Annotated in this window: 14 protein-coding genes; 8 read left to right on the plus strand and 6 right to left on the minus strand. The window is 35.8% G+C overall.

Annotated features, from left to right (window positions below; all coding sequences use genetic code 11):
• The first annotated feature begins 89 nt into the window (after positions 1-89).
• The 5 genes from zmpA to AT689_RS08195 all read left to right on the plus strand — a co-directional run bounded on the left by zmpA (position 90) and on the right by AT689_RS08195 (position 15,467).
• Complete coding sequence (gene zmpA, locus AT689_RS08175) at positions 90-6,569, plus strand: zinc metalloprotease A (protein WP_000417162.1); 6,480 nt, start codon at positions 90-92, stop codon at positions 6,567-6,569.
• 43 nt (positions 6,570-6,612) lie between these two features.
• Positions 6,613-12,030, plus strand: a complete 5,418-nt coding sequence (gene zmpD / locus AT689_RS08180; RefSeq protein ID WP_000054799.1) for a zinc metalloprotease D — start codon at positions 6,613-6,615, stop codon at positions 12,028-12,030.
• Between the two features lie 253 nt (positions 12,031-12,283).
• Positions 12,284-13,135, plus strand: coding sequence for a ribosome biogenesis GTPase YlqF (gene ylqF, locus AT689_RS08185; RefSeq protein ID WP_000201306.1), 852 nt, complete (start codon positions 12,284-12,286; stop codon positions 13,133-13,135).
• Positions 13,122-13,901: a ribonuclease HII gene (locus AT689_RS08190; protein WP_000201102.1), complete on the plus strand. Its 780-nt coding sequence runs from the start codon at positions 13,122-13,124 to the stop codon at positions 13,899-13,901. The genes ylqF and AT689_RS08190 overlap by 14 nt, the downstream gene beginning before the upstream one ends.
• A 15-nt stretch (positions 13,902-13,916) precedes the next feature.
• A complete protein-coding gene (locus tag AT689_RS08195; RefSeq protein WP_000392561.1) occupies positions 13,917-15,467 on the plus strand; it encodes a ClC family H(+)/Cl(-) exchange transporter in 1,551 nt (516 codons plus the stop codon).
• A 708-nt stretch (positions 15,468-16,175) separates the two neighbouring features.
• Here AT689_RS08195 and AT689_RS08205 read toward each other — a convergent pair.
• Positions 16,176-17,072: a hypothetical protein gene (locus AT689_RS08205; protein ID WP_000431196.1), complete on the minus strand. Its 897-nt coding sequence runs from the start codon at positions 17,070-17,072 to the stop codon at positions 16,176-16,178.
• Positions 17,073-17,216: 144 nt separating this feature from the next.
• On the opposite strand from AT689_RS08205, the gene AT689_RS08210 reads away from it, so the two are divergent.
• The gene (locus tag AT689_RS08210; protein ID WP_000964255.1) at positions 17,217-17,573 is read left to right on the plus strand and encodes a hypothetical protein; all 357 of its coding nucleotides are present in this window, start codon (positions 17,217-17,219) and stop codon (positions 17,571-17,573) included.
• Between the two features lie 74 nt (positions 17,574-17,647).
• On the opposite strand, the gene AT689_RS08215 is transcribed toward AT689_RS08210, so the two are convergent.
• Positions 17,648-18,964, minus strand: a complete 1,317-nt coding sequence (locus AT689_RS08215; RefSeq protein WP_001145974.1) for a DNA cytosine methyltransferase — start codon at positions 18,962-18,964, stop codon at positions 17,648-17,650.
• Between the two features lie 118 nt (positions 18,965-19,082).
• A complete protein-coding gene (locus tag AT689_RS08220) occupies positions 19,083-19,772 on the minus strand; it encodes an XRE family transcriptional regulator (RefSeq protein ID WP_000491151.1) in 690 nt (229 codons plus the stop codon).
• A 141-nt stretch (positions 19,773-19,913) separates the two neighbouring features.
• Between AT689_RS08220 and AT689_RS08225 the strand changes: the two genes are divergently transcribed.
• Complete coding sequence (locus AT689_RS08225; protein WP_000674054.1) at positions 19,914-20,732, plus strand: hypothetical protein; 819 nt, start codon at positions 19,914-19,916, stop codon at positions 20,730-20,732.
• 462 nt (positions 20,733-21,194) lie between these two features.
• Positions 21,195-22,265: a tyrosine recombinase XerS gene (xerS, locus tag AT689_RS08230; RefSeq protein ID WP_000817878.1), complete on the plus strand. Its 1,071-nt coding sequence runs from the start codon at positions 21,195-21,197 to the stop codon at positions 22,263-22,265.
• 72 nt (positions 22,266-22,337) lie between these two features.
• On the opposite strand, the gene AT689_RS08235 is transcribed toward xerS, so the two are convergent.
• From AT689_RS08235 to AT689_RS08245, 3 genes are all read right to left on the minus strand, one after another.
• Complete coding sequence (locus AT689_RS08235) at positions 22,338-23,327, minus strand: lipoate--protein ligase (RefSeq protein WP_000873993.1); 990 nt, start codon at positions 23,325-23,327, stop codon at positions 22,338-22,340.
• A 63-nt stretch (positions 23,328-23,390) separates the two neighbouring features.
• On the minus strand, positions 23,391-25,094 hold the full coding sequence (lpdA, locus tag AT689_RS08240; protein ID WP_001162938.1) for a dihydrolipoyl dehydrogenase: 1,704 nt from the start codon (positions 25,092-25,094) through the stop codon (positions 23,391-23,393).
• A gap of 45 nt (positions 25,095-25,139) precedes the next feature.
• Positions 25,140-26,183, minus strand: coding sequence for a dihydrolipoamide acetyltransferase (locus AT689_RS08245; RefSeq protein ID WP_000752697.1), 1,044 nt, complete (start codon positions 26,181-26,183; stop codon positions 25,140-25,142).
• Positions 26,184-26,323: the final 140 nt, after the last annotated feature.

Here is a 26,323-nt window from a genome sequence, read left to right on the forward strand (position 1 = left end):
GTATACTGCCTTTTCTATAGATAATAGATAATACACTAATATAATAAAGGTCTTTGTAACATATATAAATTTTATTTCAAGGAGGAATAATGGAAAAGTATTTTGGTGAAAAACAAGAGCGTTTTTCATTTAGAAAATTATCAGTAGGACTTGTATCTGCAACGATTTCAAGTTTATTTTTTATGTCTGTATTAGCTAGTTCATCTGTGGATGCTCAAGAAACTGCGGGAGTTCACTATAAATATGTGGCAGATTCAGAGCTATCATCAGAAGAAAAGAAGCAGCTTGTCTATGATATTCCGACATACGTGGAGAATGATGATGAAACTTATTATCTTGTTTATAAGTTAAATTCTCAAAATCAACTGGCGGAATTACCAAATACTGGAAGCAAGAATGAGAGGCAAGCCCTAGTTGCTGGTGCTAGCTTAGCTGCTCTGGGAATTTTAATTTTTGCTGTTTCCAAGAAAAAGGTTAAGAATAAAACGGTATTACATTTAGTATTGGTTGCGGGAATGGGAAATGGTGTCTTAGTTTCAGTCCATGCTTTAGAAAATCATCTTTTGCTAAATTACAATACGGACTATGAATTGACCTCTGGAGAAAAATTACCTCTTCCTAAAGAGATTTCAGGTTACACTTATATTGGATATATCAAAGAGGGAAAAACGACTTCTGATTTTGAAGTAAGTAATCAAGAAAAATCAGCAGCCACTCCTACAAAACAACAAAAGGTGGATTATAATGTTACACCAAATTTTGTAGACCATCCATCAACAGTACAAGCTATTCAGGAACAAACACCTGTTTCTTCAACTAAGCCGACAGAAGTTCAAGTAGTTGAAAAACCTTTCTCTACTGAATTAATCAATCCAAGAAAAGAAGAGAAACAATCTTCAGATTCTCAAGAACAATTAGCCGAACATAAGAATCTAGAAACGAAGAAAGAGGAGAAGATTTCTCCAAAGGAAAAGACTGGGGTAAATACATTAAATCCACAGGATGAAGTGCTATCAGGTCAGTTGAACAAACCGGAACTCTTATATCGTGACGAAACTATAGAAACAAAAATAGATTTTCAAGAAGAAATTCAAGAAAATCCTGATTTAGCAGAAGGAACTGTAAGAGTAAAACAAGAAGGTGCATTAGGTAAGAAAGTTGAAATCGTCAGAATATTTTCTGTAAACAATGAAGAAGTTTCACGAGAAATTATTTCAACTTCAACGACTGCGCCTGTTTCAAGAATAGTCGAAAAAGGTACTAAAAAAGCTCAAGTTATAAAGGAACAAGCTGAGACTGGTGCAGAACATAAGGAAGTACAGTCTGGAGCTATTGTTGAACCCGCAATTCAGCCTGAACTACCAGCAGCTGTATTAACCGACAAAGGTGAGTCAGCAGTCCAACCAGAGTTGCCAGAAGCTGTAGTAAGTGATAAAGGCGTACCAGAAGTTCAACCAGCGTTACCAGAGGCAGTCATGACTGACAAGGGTGATCCAGAGCAGGTAGAACCGCTACCAGAATATACAGGAGTACAAGCTGGAGCTATTGTTGAACCTGAAAAAGTTGAACCGGAATATGCTGGAGTACAAGCTGGCGCTATTGTTGAACCAGAGCAGGTAGCACCACTACCAGAATACACAGGGGTGCAAGCCGGAGCGATAGTCGAGCCAGAGAAAGTAGAAGCACCGAAGGAATACACAGGAGTGCAGGCTGGAGCGATAGTCGAACCAGAGAAGGTAGAAGCACCGAAGGAATACACAGGAGTGCAAGCCGGAGCAATAGTAGAACCAGAAAAAGTAGAACCATCAAAAGAATACACAGGGGTGCAGGCTGGCGCTATTGTTGAACCAGAGCAGATAGCACCACTACCAGAATACACAGGGGTGCAAGCCGGAGCGATAGTCGAGCCAGAGAAAGTAGAAGCACTGAAAGAATATACTGGTAAAATCGAACAACCTAGTGCAGAAGATACTAAACCAAATAATGAAAATACTAATACACCAGAAGAAATGAGTATTCAGAAAAAATCTAGTGCATTAATTAATATGAACTTTATTACAGATTCGTCGAAGGTTACTGGAGTAGGATCAGCTACTTTTATTGCACCAAATGTACTTTTAACAGTAGCACATAATTTCATTAATAATTCTACTGATAATACTACTGGCGAATTTAGAGGTGATAAATCTAAAAACGTATATGAGTGGGTGACTCCTGATGGACAAAAAGGAACATTTACTGCTAACAATATTCATTTTTATAATAAAAAAGATTATCCAAAAGGATTTATCTATGATTTAGCAGTGATTAAGCTACCTGAAACAACTGGCAGAGAACATGTAGAATTAGTTAAAAATTATTCGAAAGTAAATCTTAATGACAAACTAAATGTTCATGGATATCCAGCTGGGAAATATACGCACTTAAAAGATGCTACGGTAGAAATGGAACAAGAATATGCGAATAACACCTACGGTGTTCAATATCAAGGTGGAAATCCTGGTATGAGTGGTGGAGGAATATTTAATGCTAATGGTGAAGTTATTGGTGTGCATCAAAATGGAGCACAAAATCGCTCAGGCGGATTGATTTTATCTCCTACACAATTAGCTTGGATTAAGAGTATTATAGCAGGTAATGAAATTCCACCAGTATACGATGAACTTTATCGTCATAAAGATGAGAAAAAAGATGACGCTAAAGATGAAAAAGAAGTTATTAAGAAATTAGAACTTAGAAATATATCTTCTGTAGAACTATATTCAAAAGATGGTAATAAGTATCGACATGTAACTTCACTTGCTTCTTTACCAAGTAATGCAGAAAATTACTTTATGAAAGTTAAATCAGAGAACTTTAAAGATGTGATGCTACCAGTTACAAGCATTACTAATGATACTAAAGATAATAGAGATGTTTATAAGATAGTAGCAAGTGCAAATAGTCTGATACAACATGAAAATAATAATGTACTAGAAAATTATACATACTATTTACCAAAAACTCAGCAAAGTGAAACTGGGGTATATACATCATTTAAAAATTTAGTAGATGCAATGAATAGCAATCCTAATGGCACATTCCGTTTAGGAGCAACTATGGATGCTCGTGAAGTTGAACTTCCAGATGGTCAAGAAAGTTATGTGAATAATGTATTCCATGGAATATTAGTAGGAACAAATAATGAGAAATATTATGCTATTTATAATTTGAAAAAACCATTATTTGGGGAATTAAATGGTGCTACAGTAGAAAAACTTTCACTAAAAGATGTTAATATTTCCGCAAAGGACGATACTGCAACACTTGCGAAAGAAGCAAATAACAATACTCATATTGATAACGTTCATGCTGATGGAGCGATAGCTGGGGAACGTAGCATAGGAGGATTAGTATCACAAGTTAATAATTCTACTATTTCTAACAGTAGCTATACAGGTAGAATAACTAATACATATAAAACAGTTGCTAGTTATCAAATCGGAGGTTTAGTAGGCAAACTTTCTGGTCCGAGGGGATTAATAGATAAGTCGTTCGCATCAATCGATTTATCTTCAAATGCAACACAAGGAGACCAGTCTATTGGTGGAATAGTTGGTGCAGTAGAAAATAGTGCGCTTATTAGTAATAGTTATGCTGAAGGAAATCTAAATAATGTTCAACGTTTTGCAAACGTTGGTGGAGTAGTTGGTAATCTTTGGGATCCGGTTGGAGGATTAGAAAAATCCGGTCGACTTTCTAATGTACTAAGCGATGTTAATGTAACGAATGGTAATGCTATTGCAGGTTATAATTTTAATGGTATAAAAGCAAATGGCACATACAGTAATAAAAATAATAAGGTTGTGAACGTAGTACAAGAAGATGATGAAATCTTAACTAAGGATTCTACTGTTCAAAGAGGAGAAGTATTAGAAGATGCACAAATAAAAGAGAAAAAAGCTACTTTTGTATCTAAAAATACTATTAAAACAGAAGATTTTAATTTCTCTTCTAGATATGTAACTGACTATAAAAATCTTGAGAATGCTGATTCATCAAAAGAAAAAGTATATAAAAATATTGAAAAACTATTACCGTTTTATAATAGAGAAACAATTGTTAAGTACGGAAATTTAGTAGAGACAAGTAGTAATCTTTATAATAAAGAATTATTGTCAGTAGTCCCTATGAAAGATAAAGAAGTAATTAGTGATATTAACAAAAATAAATCAAGTATAAATAAACTATTACTATATTACGCGGATAATACATCAGAGACACTTAATGTAAATTATCAAACTGATTTTTCAAATGTAGCAGAGTATAGAATAGGCGGTACAAACTTAATTTATACACCGAATACATTACTTCGCAATTATCAAAATATTTTAGATGAAGTATTACCAGCATTAAATAGTGTAGAATATAAATCAGAGGCAATTAGAAAAGTATTAGATGTTTCTAAGGATGTTAGTTTAACGGAGTTATATTTAGAAGAACAATTCAATACCACAAAAACTAATTTGAAAGATAGTTTGACAAAACTTCTTACTGCAGATGCTGCAATAGCTGAAAATAACAATAAGGTAATAGATAATTATGTAATCGAGAAAATTAAAAATAATAAAGAAGCTTTACTTCTAGGATTAACATACTTAGAGCGTTGGTACGACTTCAAATATCGTGATACAAAAGCGAAAGATTTAGTCATGTACCACTTGGATTTCTTCGGTAAATCAAATAGTTCAGCGTTAGATAATGTTATCGAACTAGGTAAATCGGGATATAATAACTTACTAGCAAAAAATAATGTTATAACTTATAATGTTTTATTAGCGAAAAATTATAAGACTAATAATTTATTTGATGCATTAGAGAAATATAGAAAAGCATTTGTACCAGATAAAACAAATAATGAGTGGTTTAAAGAACAAACTAAAGCATATATTGTAGAAGAAAAATCTACTATTAAAGAGGTAAGTGATAAGCAATCAATAGCTGGTAGTCCATATTCAATTGGAGTATATGATAGATTAACTAGCCCATCTTGGAAATATCCAAGTATGGTGTTGCCGCTATTAACATTACCTGAAAAATCGGTGTTTATTATAGCCAACATTTCGACTATAGGTTTCGGTGCTTATGATAGATATAGAAGTAAAGAACATCCAGCAGGAACTGATTTAAATGACTATGTTGAGAAAAAAGCTAAAGAAGCGGCTGTTAGATTTAGAGATCACTATGATTATTGGTATAGAATACTAGATGATAAAAATAAAGAAAAATTATATAGAAGTGTTCTAGTCTATGATGCATTTAGATTTGGTACAGATGAAAAAGAAGATAAAGATACATATCAAGCAACTTTTGAAACTAATCATCCAGCTATAAAACATTTCTTCGGTCCAGCGGGAAATAATGTTGTTCATAATTCTAATGGAGCATATGCTACAGGGGATGCATTCTATTATATGGCATATCGCATGCTTGATAAAGATGGTGCGGTAACTTATACACACGAAATGACACATAACTCAGATAGAGAAATTTATCTTGGAGGCTATGGAAGACGAAATGGACTTGGACCAGAGTTTTATGCTAAAGGACTGCTACAAGCTCCTGATCATCCTAATGATCCAACAGTCACTATTAATTCCATATTAAAATATGATCAATCAGAAGAATCAACAAGGCTTCAAGTAGCAGATCCAACTCAACGATTTGGAAGTGTTGATGATCTAAATAAGTATATGCATAATATGTTTGATGTAATATACATGCTTGAAATACTAGAAGGTAAAGCTGTAGCTAAATTAGATACAAATCAAAAATATGATTTATTAAGAAAAATAGAAAATGAATATAAACCTGATCCTGATGGAAATTCTGTTTATGCAACGAATGTTGTACGTAGATTAAAACCAGAAGAACTTACTAAATTAACTACATTTAACAGTTTGATAGAACATGATATTATAACAAGAAGAGGTTATGTAGATGAAGCAACTTATAAGCGGAATGGCTACTATACAATTAATCTATTCTCACCAATTTATTCAGCATTGAGCAGTAAAATAGGAACACCAGGAGATTTAATGGGACGACGTATTGCATTTGAGTTATTGGCAGCCAAGGGGTACAAAGACGGTATGGTTCCATATATTTCTAATCAGTATGAAAAAGAAGCGAAAGCTCAAGGAAAAGTTATTACATCATATGGTAAACAAATAGGTTTAGTTACTGATGAAATTGTTCTTTCAAAAGTATTTAATAACCAGTATAATTCTTGGATAGATTTCAAGAAAGATATGTATAAAGAAAGAGAAGATAAATTTGGAAAGTTAAATAAAGTTAGTTTTATCGATCCAAACGGTTCTTGGGCTCGACAACAGAAAGTGACTATTGATAATATTAATAGACTTGAAAAAATGATTGAAGATGCAGTAAAATTTGATGCTGAGGATGAAGTTGCCAAATTATATCCTGAGACAAATAGTAGAGTTCTTAAACTGAAAAAAGCAATCTTTAAAGCTTATCTTGACCAAACCGGTGATTTTAGAAGTTCAATTTTTGAGAATAAAAAATAGTGTTTACTATTAGGAAATAAAAAGTGAAGGTGGAGGATTAGAATTGTCATTATTAAAAAAAGATAAATTTTCCATTCGGAAAATAAAGGGTATTGTTGGTTCGGTATTCTTGGGGAGTCTTTTATTTGCACCGTCAGTTGTTGGTGCATCGACTTATCATTACTTAGATTATAGTAGTTTGACACAAACTGAACGTGATCAACTCAAACAAGGTAGACCTGATGAATCCAAAGAGTCATATGCTTTGGATTATGAAAAAGACGCACTACCAAACACAGGAAGTTCTCAATCTATTATGACTGCATTGGGTTTGTTAGCTATCGGGAGTCTTATTGTGATTATCACAAAAGATAATAGAAATAAAAAAATAGCTACATTTTTGATTGTAGGGGCGACAGGTTTAGTTACACTATCAACTGCTTCAGCACTTAATTTGAATGCTAACATCCATGAGTCTGGACGTGATGGTGTGTTGCAAATTTCTGGTTACAGATATGTTGGTTACTTGGAGCTTGATGATAAAACTGTTTCGTCGGTTTCTCCAGCATCAACTGTTTCGCCAGTTGAGCAACCCAAAGTTGTAACAGAGAAAGGCGAACCGGAAGTACAACCAGCTTTACCCGAAGCTGTTGTAACCGACAAAGGGGAATCTGAGATTCAAGCAGAATTGCCAGTAGCCGTAGTCTCAGAAAAGGTAGAATCAGCAGTTCAACCATCCTTACCAGAAGCAATAGTCACTGAAAAGGGGGAACCAGAAGTTCAACCAGTGTTACCCGAAGCTGTTGTAACCGACAAAGGCGAACCGGAAGTTCATGAGAAGCCTGACTATACGCAACCAATAGGTGCAAACCTTGTTGAGCCTGAAGTTCATGAGAAACTAGCATACACTGAACCAGTAGGGACAACAGGAGTAGATGAAAATGGAAACTTGATTGAACCACCTGTTAACGACATCCCAGAATATACTGAGCCAGTAGGTACAACAGGAGTGGATGAAAATGGAAACTTGATTGAGCCACCTGTTAGCGACATTCCAGAGTATACTGAACCAATATCTACAGTTTCAGAAGTTGCATCAGAAAGAGAAGAGTTGCCTTCTTTACATACCGATATTCGGACAGAGACTATTCCTAAAACCACTATAGAAGAATCTGATCCTAGCAAATTTATAGGCGATGATTCTGTTAGACAAGTTGGTGAGGATGGCGAACGTCAAATTGTTACTAGCTATGAAGAGTTACATGGCAAAAAAATCAGTGACCCAGTTGAAACAGTAACTATTTTGAAAGAAATGAAGCCTAAAATTCTTGTAAAAGGTACCAAAGAAAAACCTAAAGAAAAAACGGCTCCTGTTTTGACCTTAGATAGAACAAATACAAATGTATTAAACCGATCCGCAACTCTTTCTTATCATTTAGTTAATACAGATGGAGTCACAATCAATAAAATTACTGCGACAATTAAAGATGGAAATGAAATTGTCAAAACAGTAGATTTGACTTCAGAGCAATTAGATAAGCAGGTAGAAGATTTAAAATTCTACAAGGACTATAAGATAGAGACCACTATGACCTATGACCGTGGCAAGGGAGAAGAAACTGCAACATTAGAAGAGAAACCACTTCGCTTGGATTTGAAAAAAGTTGAAATTAAAAATATCGCATCTACTAATTTAGTGAAGGTAAATGACGATGGTACTGAAACACCTAGTGATTTTATGACTGAAAAACCTTCAGATGAAGATGTGAAGAAAATGTACTTAAAAATTACTAGTCGTGATAATAAAGTAACACGTTTAGCAGTTGATAAAATTGAAGAAGTGACTGAAGAAGGTAAGAAACTTTATAAAATCACTGCCGAAGCTCAAGATTTGATTCAACATACAGACCCAACGAAGGTTCGTAACAAGTATGTTCATTATATTGAAAAACCAGTTCCAAAAGTTGATGACGTTTATTATAACTTTAAAGAGTTAGTAGATGCCATGAATGCTGATAAAAATGGTACATTTAAAATCGGAGCAGATTTGAATGCAACGAATGTACCAACACCTAACAAACAATATGTTCCAGGTACGTTTAAGGGACATCTATCAAGTGTTGATGGTAAACAATATACAATTCATAACATTGCCCGTCCCTTATTTGACCGTGTTGAAAATGGTTCTGTGAAAAATATTAATTTAGGTAATGTGGATATCAATATGCCTTGGGCTGACGGAATAGCACCTGTTGCCAATATGGTGAAAAATGCAACTGTTGAAGATGTTAAGGTAACTGGTAATGTAGTTGCTAATAACAATATTGCGGGTATCGTCAATAAAATCGATAGTGGTGGTCAGTTGACAAATGTAGCCTTCATCGGTAATCTTACAGGTGTTGGTGATAAAGGTCAATATATGGCTGGCATTGCCGGTGAGATTTGGAGAGGTAATCTTGCAAAAGCATATGTCGAGGCTGATATTGTTGCTAACAGAGCCCGTATAGGTGGTTTAGTTGCTAAAACAGATAATGGTAACGACTCTATGGGAATTGGTAAATACGGTTCAATTCGTAAATCAGTCACCAAAGGAACCATTAAGACTAAAGTTTTGTTTGAAACAGGTGGATTTATCAATAGCAATCTTCCTTTTGGTAAACTTGAAGATAATATTTCAATGATGAGAGTTGAAAATGGTGAAGAGTTCTTTGGTTCTTCCGATTTGGACTACGATGGTGGTTATTTCACAAATGGCTGGTTAGAGCGTAACTTTGTTGTCAAAGGTGTCAGTTCAGGTAAGCATTCATACAAACGTTCTCGTGACAAAATTAAAGAAATTAGTCAAGATGAAGCTAATAAGAGAATTGCAAATTTTGGACTTACTGCTGATAAATACGAAATCAACGAACCTGTGGTCAATCGCTTAAATCGTTTAACCAGAAGAGAAGATGAATATAAGTCAACTCAAGACTACAAATCCGAACGTGATTTAGCTTATCGTAATATTGAGAAACTTCAACCATTTTATAATAAAGAATGGATTGTCAACCAAGGTAACAAACTTGCAGAAGATTCAAACTTAGCTAAGAAAGAAGTCCTTTCTGTTACGGGGATGAAGGATGGTCAATTCGTGACCGATTTATCAGATATTGATAAGATTATGGTTCACTATGCTGATGGTACTAAGGAAGAAATGGATGTTACTAAGAATACTGATTCTAAAGTCCAACAAGTGCGTGAATATAGTGTATCTGGTCTTGGTGATGTTGTTTATACACCGAATATGGTTGTTAAAAATCGTGATAAATTGATTGCTGATGTTAAATCTCAATTATCAAGTGTGGAATTGATTTCACAAGAAGTAAGAGATTTAATGAGTAGACGTGATAAACCTGCAGAGAATACGGATGAACGTAAGAATGGTTATATTAAAGATCTATACTTAGAAGAAAGCTTTGCCGAAGTGAAGCAAAATCTAGATAAGTTAGTCAAATCCTTGGTCGAAAATGAAGACCATCAATTGAATGGTGATGAAGCTGCGATAAAATCACTTCTCAAGAAAGTGGAAACCAATAAAGCTAAAATCATGATGGCTCTGACTTATCTCAATCGTTACTATGATATCAAATACGGTGACATAAGTATAAAAAACATCATGATGTTCAAACCTGATTTTTATGGTAAAACACCAAGTGTTATTGACAGACTCATCAACATCGGTTCAAGTGAAAAGAACTTGAAAGGGGATCGGACTCAGGATGCTTACCGTGAAATCATCGCAGGTAATACTGGTAAAAGTAATTTGCGTAACTTCTTAGAATACAACATGCGTCTGTTTACAGAGGATAAAGACATCAATGATTGGTTTATCCACTCAGCTAAGAATGTTTATGTTTCAGAACCTAAGACAACAAATACAGAGTTGAAAGATAAACGTCATCGTGTGTTCGATGGTTTAGATAACGGTGTTCATGGTCGTATGATTTTACCACTTCTAACGCTTAAAGATGCCCATATGTTCTTAATTTCAACATATAACACGATGGCGTACAGTTCATTTGAGAAATATGGAAAACATACAGAAGAAGCTCGTAATGAGTTCAAAACTAAGATTGATGAAGTTGCACATGCTCAACAAACTTATTTAGATTTCTGGTCCAGATTAGCTCTGCCTAATGTTCGTGATAGACTTCTTAAGAGTCAAAATATGGTACCGACACCAGTTTGGGATAACCAGACCTACAATGGTTCTCCTGTAGGTCGTCGAGGATTTGACAGTAAAGGTAACCCTATAGCTCCAATTCGTGAATTATATGGTCCAACATGGCGACACCATGATAGAGACTGGCGTATGGGCGCTATGGCATCAATATTCCCTAATCCAAATAATGATGACAAGGTCTTGTTTATGGTGACGGATATGATTAGCCCATTTGGTATTTCAGCCTTTACTCACGAAACAACACACGTAAACGATAGAATGCTTTACTTCGGTGGTCATAAGCATCGTCAAGGTACAGACGTTGAAGCCTATGCTCAAGGTATGTTGCAAACACCTGACAGCTCAACGACTAATGGTGAATACGGCGCACTTGGAATTAACATGGCTTACCATCGTCCAAATGATGGTAACCAATGGTACAACCCAGATCCTGACAAATTAAAGACACGTGATGACATTGACCGCTACATGAGAAACTACAATGAAGCTATGATGTTGCTTGATCATGTAGAAGCTGATGCTGTACTTCCTAAAATTAAAGGAGACAATAGTAAGTGGTTCAAGAAGATTGACAAAGAAATGCGCTCTAAGATTCAGTATAATGATCTTTTAGGTCCAAACCAATGGGATAGTATCCGTGATTTGAAAGATGAAGAAAAGGTAATGACTTTATCTAGCGTCAATGATTTAGTGGATAATAACTTCATGACAAAACATGGAAATCCAGGTAATGGACGTTATAGACCAGAAGATTTTACACCAAACTCAGCTTACGTAAATGTCAATATGATGGCAGGAATTTACGGTGGGAATACGAGTCAAGGTGCTCCTGGTTCATTATCATTTAAGCACAATGCTTTCCGTATGTGGGGCTATTATGGTTATGAAAATGGCTTTATTAGTTATGTATCAAATAAATACAAAGCAGAAGCAGATAAAAACAACCACGGTTTACTAAGCGATAAGCTAATAATTAATAAAGTATCGAAAGGAAACTTTAATACTCTTGAAGAGTGGAAGAGACATTGGTACGGGGAAGTTCTTGCTAAAGCTAAGAAAGGTTTTGAGGCTATCGATATTGATGGCGTCCATATCAGTAACTATGATGAGTTAAGGCCTTTATTTGATAAAGCAGTTGAAGAAGATTTGAAGAAACCAGATGACTTCTCTCACACTGTTGCTCTTAAATCTAAGGTCTTCAAAGCCCTTCTTAAAAACACAGACGGTTTCTTTAATAAACTGTTTAAAGAAGACATTTAAATGTTTAGAATATAGAAGGAACAGTTTTTTGCTCCCTCTGAAAAGTCATCATTTGATGGCTTTTTTCTATATAGGGTACTTGAAAGGCTATCATCGGACAAAATAAAGAAGGCATGATATAATATAAGGTAGATTTCTATGTCATAAAACAAAAAACTGTTTGAACATCATTCATTTGAGAACCCTTTATGTTCAAACGATAGTAAAATAAAATAGGATCTCTAAACCCTTGCTACGAAAGGAAAAAAACTCAATGGCTACTATTCAATGGTTTCCTGGTCACATGTCTAAAGCGCGTCGACAGGTGCAGGAAAATTTAAAATTTGTTGATTTTGTAACGATTTTGGTGGATGCACGCTTACCTCTATCTAGTCAAAATCCTATGTTGACCAAGATTGTTGGTGATAAACCAAAACTCTTGATTTTAAATAAGGCGGATTTGGCTGATCCAGCAATGACCAAGGAATGGCGTCAGTATTTTGAATCACAAGGAATCCAAACTCTGGCTATCAACTCCAAGGAGCAAGTGACTGTAAAAGTTGTAACAGATGCTGCTAAAAAACTCATGGCTGATAAGATTGCTCGCCAGAAAGAACGTGGGATTAAGATTGAAACCTTGCGTACCATGATTATCGGGATTCCAAACGCTGGCAAATCAACTCTCATGAATCGTTTGGCTGGCAAGAAAATTGCCGTTGTCGGCAACAAACCAGGGGTTACAAAGGGACAACAGTGGCTCAAAACTAATAAGGACCTTGAAATCCTAGACACACCGGGGATTCTTTGGCCTAAGTTTGAAGATGAAACTGTTGCACTGAAACTGGCCTTGACTGGAGCTATCAAAGACCAGTTGCTTCCTATGGATGAGGTAACTATTTTTGGCCTCAATTATTTCAAAGAACATTATCCAGAAAAGTTGGCTGAACGTTTCAAACAAATGAAAATTGAAGAAGAAGCTCCGATTATTATTATGGACATGACCCGCGCCCTCGGTTTCAGAGACGACTATGACCGTTTCTACAGTCTCTTCGTGAAGGAAGTCCGTGATGGCAAACTCGGTAACTATACCTTAGATACATTGGAAGACCTAGATGGCGACGATTAAAGAAATCAAAGAACTACTTGCTACAGTCAAGGACCTTGATAACCCTATTTTTTTAGATCTTGAAAAGGACAATCGCTCTGGAGTTCAAAAGGAAATCAGCAAGCGTAAAAAAGCCATTCAAGCTGAATTGGATGAGGATCTTCGTTTGGAAGCTATGCTTTCCTACGAAAAAGAACTTTACAAGCAAGGAGTGACCTTAATTGCTGGTGTTGATGAGGTTGGCCGTGGTCCTCTGGCTGGACCTGTAGTCGCTGCAGCCGTTATTTTACCTAAAAATTGTAAAATTAGAGGTCTCAACGACAGCAAGAAAATTCCTAAAAAGAAACATCTGGAGATTTTCAAAGCCGTTCAAAACCAAGCCCTGTCAATCGGAATTGGTATCATGAATAATCAAGTCATCGACCAAGTCAATATCTATGAAGCGACCAAACTAGCTATGAAGGAAGCAATCTCCCAGCTCAGTCCTCAACCTGAGTACCTTTTGATAGATGCCATGAAACTGGATTTACCAATTTCACAAACTTCCATCATCAAAGGAGATGCCAATTCCCTTTCAATTGCAGCAGCTTCCATAGTAGCCAAGGTGACACGTGATGAATTGATGAAGGAATACGATCAGCAGTTCCCTGGCTATGATTTCGCTGCAAATGCAGGATATGGAACTGCTAAACACCTAGAAGGACTCGAAAAATTAGGAGTTACCCCAATTCACCGAACCAGCTTTGAACCAATTAAATCACTGGTTTTAGATAAAAAAGAAAGTTAATTAAAAGGAGATACCATGGAGGAACAGTCGGAAATAGTCCGTTCTAAGAAAGAATTCGCCTTTGCATCCAGCACTATACTATCCCAAGTTGGTCGAGGAATCATTGTCGGCCTCGTCGTTGGAATTATCGTCGGATCCTTTCGTTTCTTAATTGAAAAGGGCTTCCACCTGATACAAGGACTTTATCAAGATCAAGCGCACCTATTTGTTAATTTATTTATTATCGCCCTGTTTTATCTAATCATCTGCTGGCTCAGTGCCAAACTGACACGCTCTGAAAAAGATATTAAAGGCTCAGGAATTCCGCAAGTCGAAGCCGAACTGAAAGGCCTCATGACCCTCAACTGGTGGGGCATTCTCTGGAAAAAATATATTCTAGGAATTCTAGCTATTGCCAGCGGACTCATGCTGGGGCGTGAAGGGCCAAGTATCCAACTGGGAGCAGTTGGTGGTAAAGGAATTGCCAAGTGGCTCAAATCCAGTCCAGTGGAGGAACGTTCCTTGATTGCCAGTGGTGCTGCAGCAGGACTAGCCGCTGCCTTTAATGCACCGATTGCTGGACTTCTCTTTGTGGTAGAAGAAGTCTATCATCACTTTTCACGCTTTTTCTGGGTTTCTACACTAGCAGCCAGTCTCGTAGCAAACTTTGTTTCTCTGCTCATATTTGGCCTAACACCCGTACTGGATATGCCTGATAATATCCCTCTAATGACCCTAGATCAGTATTGGATATATCTCGTTATGGGAATTTTCCTTGGATTTTCAGGTTTTCTCTATGAGAAAGCTGTATTAAACGTCGGAAGAGTTTATGACTTGATTGGTCAAAAAATCCATTTGGATAGAGCATATTATCCAATTCTGGCCTTCATTCTCATCATACCAGTCGGAATCTTTTTACCCCACATCCTTGGTGGTGGAAATCAGCTTGTACTTTCCTTAACTGAGCAAGATTTTAGTTTTCAAGTTCTATTAGCTTACTTTTTGATCCGTTTTATCTGGAGCATGATTAGCTATGGAAGTGGTCTTCCAGGAGGAATTTTCCTACCAATTTTGGCTCTCGGTTCCTTGCTTGGTGCCTTAGTTGGTGTTATCTGTGTCAATCTTGGACTTGTCAGTCAAGAGCAATTCCCTATATTTGTCATTCTAGGAATGAGTGGTTATTTTGGAGCAATATCTAAGGCTCCCTTAACTGCTATGATACTCGTAACTGAGATGGTAGGAGATATTCGCAACCTCATGCCACTTGGTCTTGTCACTCTTGTTTCTTATATTATCATGGATTTACTCAAGGGTGCACCAGTCTATGAAGCCATGCTGGAAAAAATGCTTCCAGAAGAAGTATCCAGCGAAGGAGAAGTTACACTTATCGAAATACCAGTTTCTGATAAAATTGCTGGGAAACAAGTTCATGAACTCAACTTACCACACAACGTCCTCATCACTACCCAAGTCCATAATGGCAAGAGCCAAACAGTTAACGGCTCAACCAGAATGTATCTGGGTGATATGATTCACCTGGTGATTCCAAAAAGTGAAATTGGAAAAGTCAAAGATTTGTTGTTGTAGTATAATTGTTACATAATTTATGTTATGTAAATAACAACTTAATTTATTTAAATAACCGATTCTCAGCAATGAGATCGGTTATTTTTTACAGATAAGATATTTCTCATACAAATAATTGAACTTTGGTAAAAATAAGACTATAATCAAGTTAGAAATGATAATGCATCAAGCTAGAAAGGAGTTTACTGTATCAAATCTGTACAGTAAGATTAAAATCATGAAAAAGAAAACGATAGCAATTATACAATGCATTTTGTATCTCATAGCTCCTTATATAGCTCTTCAGTTATGTAGAATGAACAGAAGTATCGTTACTGATAATCTCTTTTTTATTTTCCTTATTCTGCTGACTATTTCATTCTGGTTTAGTATTTGGAAACTAGAAAAAGCATTAGATAATGATTCACAATGAAACTCCAAAGATTTAGATCTGTTTTACTCAAAAACTAAAAGTTTATGTACAATTGATTAAACTAAAGCTAAACCATTGATACAACTGAATTAGAAGCATAAAGTACATTCTTTGAAAAGTGTACTTTATTTTTGTTTTGTACATTATTCTGGAGTGGTATTTTGTGTGTTTTATAGTACATAATATCCTCAAATCTAAGAAATTGATTTGTACATTTTTTACTCAAGTAACAGCAGAAGAAGTGGTGGTTCAATTGTACATTTTTAAAAATAAAGTAGCTATTTCATTGATAGCTACTATTCTTGTGTTTGAACTTCTTTATTAAGGTCATTTAATAAATTGTTAATTTTTGATTCAACTGATATTCTTGTTACTTTTAAGATATTTTTTGGTTTTAGAGAAGGATTATTAGGGTTGTTTACTTCAAAACAATTTTCGTAATTTTTCAATTCAGGGATCGCTTCGTACCATTTTGCAAAGGAACGAGTAAGAATTATTATCACTTTATCATTTTTGTCATCTATTCTTTTTTTAATTTTTCTGAAGAGGAATTTTTGTGTAGGAAGGTAATCTTTTATCTTTCTGTTACTATTTGGGGAAGTACCTTTAGCTAATTTGTCATACATATCATTATAAGATATAGAATGGTAGGGAAAGAACTCAGCAAGTGCAATATTTTTAGTTATCTTTTTTAAAGATTTAATAATTTTTTTGTTATATTTTTCTTTATCCTTTTCATTATCTTTTTCATCATGGTCTTCAACCCAGCATTTCATTTTATTTCCCCAATATCCTAGATCACTTTCATTTGCTAATTCAAATGCGTGGAAGAATGGCTGTTCCATTTCTAGATTTTCTTTTATAGTTTGTTCGTATTTAATGCCGTCTTTATTAGTGCTGTTTTTATAAGCATCATAATATTCTGTGCTATAGCCTGGGTTTAAACTTAAGATTATAATTTTTGCATTATCTATATCACCAACAAAATGTTGAGGATAAACATTTAGTCGGAGTTTATATTTTTCTTTGGCTGCTTTCTTTGTTTTTTCATTAGCATCATCATCTACTTTATCTACTGGGGGATATTTTTTTGAATTTAATAGCTTTTTAATATATTTCAGGTCCGCAGTAGCAACGATTATCTTCTCACCATTATATATTTCCGAAGTAGTATCTATCCAAGGATTTTCCATCACAATAACCTCTAATTCAAATTAATAACACTATTTTATCATAAAAAAGAAATAATTAACGCTCTCGTCGAACGTGATTTTAATGATATAGAAGTTCACATCATTCAATGCAAAACAAATTGGAATGATAATGCTCAAATTCCTATGTTATGGGACGCAGTATACCAAGCTGATAACTTTAGAAATGGCATATCTGTTGGAATAAACGGCAAATCAATTCGTTATGTAAAGAGATTTACCTATTCGTTTGTTACATTACCATCCAACAAACTTAAAAAAGATGGTAAAGATACATTTAAAACTACTTCTACGTCCGTTTTACGTGTTTTAAATCTTTCTGGTGGAAATTACTGGGGTCTTCCTTCTAAAAGCGGTGTTGCTAGCTCAGTTAAAGAATTAGTTAATAGAAACTTACATACTGGGTACAATAACCTTGTTATTAATACAATTGGTATGGCTATACCTCAGTTAAATTCAACATTTAATTATTTTAAATTATAAATTTATAACATAAAAAACTTATAATCAGAAATAGTTTAATTCTGATTATAAGTTTTTGTTTTTATGATGCTAAATTATAAAACTTTCAGTATTTCATCAGCTAATGCTTTTGCTAGGAGTGGTGGTACAGCGTTACCTACTTGAGTATACTGAGGAACTTCAACCCGTCTCTTGAGCCCACCAGTTGTACGTTTTCCTAAAAATTCAAATGAATCATCAAAAGATTGACAGCGTGCCATTTCCCTAACTGTAAAAGTTCGATTTTCCCAAGGGCTTATATAATCATCAGCAATCGTTACAATAGTAGCCGATGGCTGATCTGGTGCCCAACGTTGTCTTATATTTTTCTTAGTAAGAAGGACATCTAAATATTCTTTACTTACATTTTTATCTTTAAATTTAGAAACGACCTCTTGTTTAGAAAGGTTTAATTTTTCACAACATAACTGAATTAACGCTTTGTGCCCAGATAAATCAATGCCTTCTTCAAAAATTCTTTTTCTTAAAGCGGTCCCAGTTTCACCTTGCTTAAACAACGAGAAGCGTTCTTTTACAATATCAGTTTGTTTCGATACCTCATTATTCAATATCTTTTTAGAAGCGATTGGTTCTCCATTTAGACTTGGTGTCCTACCTTCTTTGCTTTTATTTTGATAAGTGGAAGGAGATGGGTTAACCATTTCTTTGATCTCTTTATCAATAATAAGATCTCCGATAGCTTCTTCAAGTGAAATATAATTCTCTGGACCGTGAGTAGGAGCAGGGTATTGAGGTTGTTTAAGACCTTTCTTATACCCAATAAAAATAACTCTATTCCGTCTTTGAGGAACCCCATAATCGGCAGCATTTAATATTCTAGGTTCTAAAGTTTCATATCCTATTTCATTTAACTCAGACTTTAATATATCAGGTGTAACTGATCCATCAGGGTATTCAATACCTGTAATCCCTTTATACCCTAGGAACTGCATATCCATAAATCCTTCAACATTTTCTAAAATAATATATTTTGGATGAATTTCATTGACAACTCTCACATATTCGCCAAAAAGCATATTGCGAGGATCGGATTTATCTCTTCTACCAGCTCTTGAAAATCCTTGGCAGCTTGGACCTCCCATGATTAAATCAATTTCAGGTATTTCTTTGTTTTTAAAAATTTCTAATTCAGAGATATGTTTTTTTATATCTGATCCTGTCAACTCTCGAATGTCACGTCTTTCAAACCAAGTATTTTTTCCTTGTATCAATCCAAGTTGTTCGTGTCTATTTACATAAGTTTTTTCTACCATCTCACTGATATCTGAGCTAAATAAAATATGAAAACCTGACTGGATTAATCCTTCCGAACAACCCCCTGCACCACAAAATAAATCTATTGCGTACGGCATTAAGAACCTCTTTCTAAGTATTTTCTCTATTATAATTTATTTTTTTAAAAAAGTCCAGGAAAAAGAATCTTTCCACTTAAAACCTTTTTAAATATAATTCTTTATCATTAATATAATCTTATTTCACATCATCAATAGGTGTAAAATGACCAACAATCTTTCCAATAATTCGAGGGTTTTCTTCATATGGAGCATATATATCATCATACTTCTCATTTATTGAAACAAGTCGTAGATACGTTTTGTAACGATATACTTTTTTTACATATGTTTGGTTATTAAACTCAATCGCATAAATTTGGCCATCCTCGATGTTTGTGGATTGTTTAATCAAAACTACATCACCATCAGGAAGTTCTGGTTCCATTGAGTCACCTACAACCCATGAGGCAAAATCATGAGGAATATTCTCAGTTGAATAAGTAAGAGTATATTTCCCATCTCCAAAGTAGGAGTAGCCTGTTCCTGCAGAAAGACCTTTATAGGTTTTATAACTGAATATATCAACAACCTTGTTATCGAATTTTTCTTGTTCCTCAAGTAATTCTGAGGAATATACGACAACTTTATTTTTGTTAGCTTTATTTAATTGACGATAGATGCTGATCACTTCGCTATGCTCCTCGAAATAATGAGGTTCAACCTCAAGAACCTTAGCAAGTTCATTTAGATTATCCATGGTTGGAAAAGATTTTGCGTTCTCCCAGTTACAGACTGCAACTTTAGAAATATTTAACAGAGAGCCGAGTTTTTCTTGGCTCATTTTTTTCTCTTTTCGAAGAGATTTTAAACGTTGACCTGAAAACATGTATGACTTATTTTCCTTTACTTTTGTTAATTAACTTTTTTTATTTTTCTCTTTTTGTTAAGTTTTCACTTTACAAGAATTCTATCAAAAAGTTATAATAAAATCAAATAGTTAATTATATAATTAACAAATGGAGAAGAAATGAAATTTGTAGTTTATAAACATTCGCTGGTTTTAGGTGACAACAACATCGTAACAAAACAATTTATCGTTTTAAAGCACGATGACGGCAATCTACAATTTACTGATTTTCATCGTTATGTTAAATCTGCTTCAAAAATCAGGTCGATCTCAGATGATGGGAATAAATGCTTTTCTTATGTTGTTAAGTTTCTAAATTTTATATTTGGTACTCTTGGACTTAAAAGTGTAGATCAACTTACACTTGAAATGGTTAGAGAGTTTTTTACGCTTTATGGATTATCTCAATTACCAGGGGATAGAGGAAAAAGAAAGAAAAGCACTGTTGAAAAATGCGTAAATGCAGTTCTTGACTTCTTAACTCTTTATTTAAGTGAGCGAAAGGAGAAGGCTAAGTTAAAAGTAGAAGAATTGTATTCTACGACGACTTTTACGAATAGTAGAGGACGAGTTGTAAAGCGTAAAGAACCAAATTTTGAAATCTACGTGGATGATAGCAACACTGAGAAAGCTATTTTTCGTGATATGCCAAATAGCGCCTTTGAGATGTTGTTTTCTCACATTGCACACTATCATAAAGATCTACTTATGGTTGTAGCCTTGGGAGCCTTTGTTGGTTTAAGACCATCAGAAGCATGCAACGTAAGACGTGAAGATAGTCCTCTAGGGCCAGGTATTTTATTTCACCAAAGTGATGGCCAAGTATTTAAAATTGAAATTGACTTACGAAAAGAAATACCTCTTAGAAGCTATTTAAAGCCAACTGGACGAATTGAAAAGAAAAGGAAAGACTTCAAGCAGTACCTTATATCTTCTTAGAGGTCTTTTTAGACACCTACAATGACTATATGACTTATCTGGAAGGTAAGAAGTATGAGAAGGTCTATGGACCATTAAATCTTAATAGACGAGGAAAAGCATTATCATACGATGTATACTATCAACGATTTCGTATGAAAAATTTTTAATTTTCACTTTAATAAGGTACATTTTAGGCAATTTTGAACGAAAAAATTTTTTTATACTCAATAAAAATCAAAAAGCAAACTAGGAAGCTAGCCGCAGGCTGTACTTTGTACTTGAGTATAGTAAGGCGACATTGACGTGGTTTGAATTTAATTTTCGAAGAGTATTAGTTATTTAGCTGACTTAGATCCGTATTACTCAGGTCTAAGTCTTTTTTAAAAAGCTCTATAACATCTTTCCGAAAAACTATAATTTTCTTGAAAAATATACAAGTCTATGCTATACTACTAGTATACTTAATTATGGAGAAAATACATGAAACGTGAGATTTTACTGGAACGAATCGACAAACTAAAACAACTCATGCCCTGGTATGTTCTGGAATACTACCAATCTAAACTGGCTGTGCCCTACAGTTTTACAACCCTGTACGAATACCTTAAGGAATATGACCGATTTTTCAGCTGGGTTTTGGAGTCTGGTATTTCAAACGCTGATAAAATATCCGATATTCCTTTATCAGTTTTGGAAAATATGTCTAAGAAAGACATGGAATCCTTTATCCTTTATCTACGTGAACGTCCCTTGCTGAATGCTAATACAACAAAACAAGGTGTTTCACAGACAACTATCAATCGAACCTTATCAGCACTTTCTAGTCTTTACAAGTATCTAACCGAGGAGGTTGAAAATGATCAGGGGGAACCTTATTTCTATCGTAATGTAATGAAAAAAGTTTCAACCAAGAAAAAGAAAGAAACCCTTGCTGCCAGAGCTGAAAATATCAAGCAAAAACTCTTTCTAGGTGATGAAACAGCAGGTTTTCTAACTTATATCGATCAAGAGCACCCACAACAGCTTTCAAATCGAGCTCTCTCATCATTCAACAAAAATAAAGAACGAGATTTAGCCATTATTGCCCTTCTCTTGGCATCTGGTGTTCGCTTATCTGAAGCTGTTAATCTAGATCTAAGAGATCTCAATCTAAAAATGATGGTTATTGATGTTACTCGAAAAGGTGGCAAACGTGACTCAGTCAATGTCGCTGCTTTTGCTAAACCTTATTTAGAGAATTATCTGGCCATTCGGAATCAACGCTATAAAACGGAAAAAACAGATACAGCCCTTTTTTTAACTCTCTACAGAGGTGTTCCTAATCGTATCGATGCTTCTAGCGTTGAGAAAATGGTTGCTAAATACTCAGAGGATTTTAAAGTGCGTGTAACACCCCATAAACTGCGCCATACGCTAGCAACTAGGCTCTATGATGCGACTAAATCACAAGTTTTAGTCAGTCACCAACTAGGACATGCCAGCACACAAGTCACTGACCTCTATACCCATATTGTTAATGATGAACAAAAGAATGCTCTAGATAGTTTATAATTTTACGTATTTTAAATTATGTAAATAAATATCAAAAAAAGAAGTTGGTTAGTTGGCCAACTTCTTTTTGATTTATCCAACTACCGCTTCAGCGATTTCTTCACGGCTAATACCAGCGAAGTAGCGTGTGATATCAATGGTTTTTAGCGCCTTAAGAACATCTTCGCGTTCGTATTTCACCCCACGAAGGACATCTTCTACTGCAGCAACGTCTTCAATACCAAAGAAGTCACCATAAATCTTGATGTCTTGGATTTTTGATTCAGTAACGTTAGCAAAGACTTCAACCTTACCACTAGTGAATTTGGTTCCACGACGGACGTTAAATTCAGGTGATTTACCATAGTTCCAGTCCCAAGTTCCAAACTTAGTATCCTTGATGCGATTGATTTCGGCCAATTCTTCTTCTGAAAAGACGTATTCAGTCATCTCTGGGTACTCTTTTTTCATGTATTCCAAGAGTAAATCACGGAATTTTTCGACTGTGATTTTTTTTGGTAATTCATTGATAATATTGGTTACACGGGCACGGACGGATTTCACACCTTTTGATTCAAATTTATCTTTTGAAACCTTAAGGGCATTTGCGAGGACTGACAAATCAACGTCAAAGAGCAAGCAACCGTGGTGCATGATACGGCCGTTGATATAGGCTTGGGCATTGCCACAGAACTTCTTACCATCAATCTCAAGGTCATTACGACCTGTGAACTCAGCTTTAACCCCAAGTTGAGCCAGGGTATTGATAACCGGAGTTGAGAAGCTCTTGAAGTCAAATGCCTTATTTTCATCTTCTTTGGAGATGATCGTGTAGTTGAGGTTATTTAAATCGTGGTAAACAGCTCCACCACCACTAATACGGCGAACTACCTCAATACCATTTTCGCGAACATAATCACGGTTGATTTCTTCGATAGTGTTCTGGTGACGACCAACAATGATAGATGGCTTGTTAATCCAAAGTAGGAAGATTTGATCCTCATCCAAAAGGTGTTTAAAGGCGTATTCTTCCAAGGCAATATTAAAAGCAGTGTCATTTGAATGATTGATAATGTATTTCATGATATCCCTTTACTTTATATGATAGAAACTGGAAATAACCTTCCAGTCTAATCTATCTTCGTTTTATTTTTTCTTAGGTGAATGGATGGCCATTCCTAGAACATCTGCAAACGCTTCGTACATCACTTCAGAGTAAGTTGGGTGCCCGTGGATGGTCTTCAGCATTTCCTCAACAGTGATTTCCATTTCGATGATGCTTGATGCTTCGTTTATTAATTCTGCGGCTGCAGGACCAATAATGTGTACACCAAGGATTTCTCCGTATTTCTTATCAACGATAACTTTTACGAAACCTTGAGCAGCGTCAGATGCAATAGCACGACCGTTAGCAGCAAAGTTAAACTTACCGATGGCAACATCGTATTTCTCACGGGCTTGTTCTTCTGTCAAACCTACTGCTGCTACTTCAGGGAGAGTGTAGATGGCTGCAGGAGTCAAATTCAATTTGGCAACTGCATGATTTCCTTTAAGGGCATTTTCAGCGGAAACTTCACCCATGCGGAAAGCTGCGTGAGCCAACATCTTAGTACCGTTGATGTCACCTGGTGCATAAATGCCTGGAACTGAAGTTTCCATGTATTCATTGACCTTGATACAACCACGATCCAATTCAAACTCAACCTCTCCAATACCTTCAAGGTCTGGCATACGACCAATTGAAAGAAGAGCTTTGCTTGCGATGATATCGTCTTTTCCTTCAACCTTGATACGAAGTTGACCATTTTCCTCAATGATTTCTTGCAGTTTAGTACCAGTCAAGATGGTCATTCCTTTACGCTCAAGGATCAAGCGAAGGTTCTTAGAAACTTCCGCATCCATAGCTGGAACTATACAGTCCATCATTTCGATAACAGTCACTTTTGAACCAAATGTCATGAAGGCCTGACCGAGTTCGATACCGACAACTCCACCACCGATGATAACAAGGCTTTCTGGCACTTCGTTCATTTCAAGAATGTCATCACTAGTCATGACAAGTGGAGATTCCATACCAGGGACGTTGATCTTGCTGACTTTTGAACCACCAGCAAGAATGATTTTCTTGGTTTCAAGCAATTCAGAGCCATTTACCAAGACGTTCTTGTCTTTAGTGATTGTACCAATTCCTTTATGAACAGTAACTCCGTAGCTACGAAGAAGTCCTGCAACACCACCAACAAGAGTATTAACAACTTTAGATTTAGTTTCTAAAAGTTTTTCCATATCAACAGTGAAGTTAGGATTTTCAATCACGATACCACGATTTGCAGCATGACCGATATTTTCAATAATTTCAGCGTTATGAAGGTAGGTCTTGGTTGGAATACATCCACGGTTTAAGCAGGTTCCACCAAGTTCAGATTTCTCAACAAGGGCAACCTTACCGCCGAATTGGGCAGCTTTAATGGCTGCAACATAACCAGCAGGACCTCCACCAATCACAACGATATCAAAAGCATCATCGCTCTTATCATCATCGTTTGAGGTACTTGCTACAGGTACAGAGCTAGCTTCTGGCGATGCTGCTCCAGCTGTTGGGATGTTTTCCCTTTCTTCACCAAGGTAACCGATAACTTCCGTTACAGGGACAGTTTCACCATCTCCTTTGAGAATGGCAATCAAGTACCCATCTTCTTCGGCTTCCAATTCCATGCTGACTTTATCAGTCATGATTTCCAAAAGGATTTCTCCTTCTTTTACAAATTCTCCGACTTTTTTATTCCATTGGACGATTTGTCCTTCTGTCATATCCACGCCGGCTTTTGGCATAATTACTTCTAAGGCCATGTCTTCCTTCCTTTATCTATATCTTAAAAATGAATACTCTTGCTCTTAAATTAACATTGAGATTGGCGTTTCAATCAACTCTTTCAAGTCCTTCATAAACTTAGCACCAGCCATACCATCTACGACACGGTGGTCAATGGTTAATCCTAAACTCATGATTGGGCGAATCACAATTTCACCATTGACGACAACTGGCTTCTCGATTGTCGAACTGACACCAAGGATAGCTGAGTTGGGTTGGTTAATAATCGGACCAAAGGACTGAACACCAAACATTCCCAAATTACTGATTGTGAATGTTGAATTTTGTAACTCACTTGGAGCCAATTTACCATCCAAGGTACGGCCAATAACATCCTTAAAGGCTACAACCAGTTCTGAAAGACTCATTTTCTCAGCATTGTAAACAACAGGTGTCATCAATCCATTATCCATCCCAACTGCCATGGCAAGATTGACATAGTTGTGAGTGATAATAGTCTTGCCATCTTCTGTCAATGAAGCGTTGATGTATGGGTGTTTCATAAGAGTCTTAACAACTGCAAGCGAAAGAAGGTCTGTTACAGTAGTCTTCTTCCCAGTTGCTTCCATGATTGGCTCAAGAACCTTCTTACGAAGAGCCAACATTTCAGTCATATCAACTTCATAGTTGAGGGTGAAGGTTGGCGCAGTCAAGTAAGATTCAACCATGCGTTGGGCAATAACCTTACGCATTGGTGTCATTGGAATACGCTCGATTTCACCATATGGTGTTACGTTATCAGGGACTTCTTCCACTTTTTCAATCTGAGCAGGAGATTTGATGCTATCGTTTTCGATATTTTCAGGAAGCAGGGCCAAAACATCCTTCTTCATGATTTTACCACGATGACCGGTTCCTTGGATTTCCTGCCAAGCAATGTTATGTTCGAGGGCAATTCGTTTTGCAAGTGGCGAAATGCGAACCACGTTTGTGTCTTTATAAGTTTCCACGTCTTCTTTGTGGACACGACCGTTTGCACCTGAGCCAGAAACGTCGTAGAGGTTTATCCCTAAATCATCCGCTAACTTTCTAGCTGCAGGAGTCGCTCTTAGCTTGTCATCAGCCATGACCTCTCCAATTCTATTTATGATACAAAGGGCGTCAAAAGCGACTGAAAAATAGGAAATCGACGATGGCTTCGATGAAGCCAAGGAGATTTATCTTTTTTCCGAGCTTTTAGCCCGTGCTCTAATCTAAGATATTAATG

It is taken from the genome of Streptococcus pneumoniae (assembly GCF_001457635.1).
Classification (GTDB): Bacteria; Bacillota; Bacilli; order Lactobacillales; family Streptococcaceae; genus Streptococcus; species Streptococcus pneumoniae.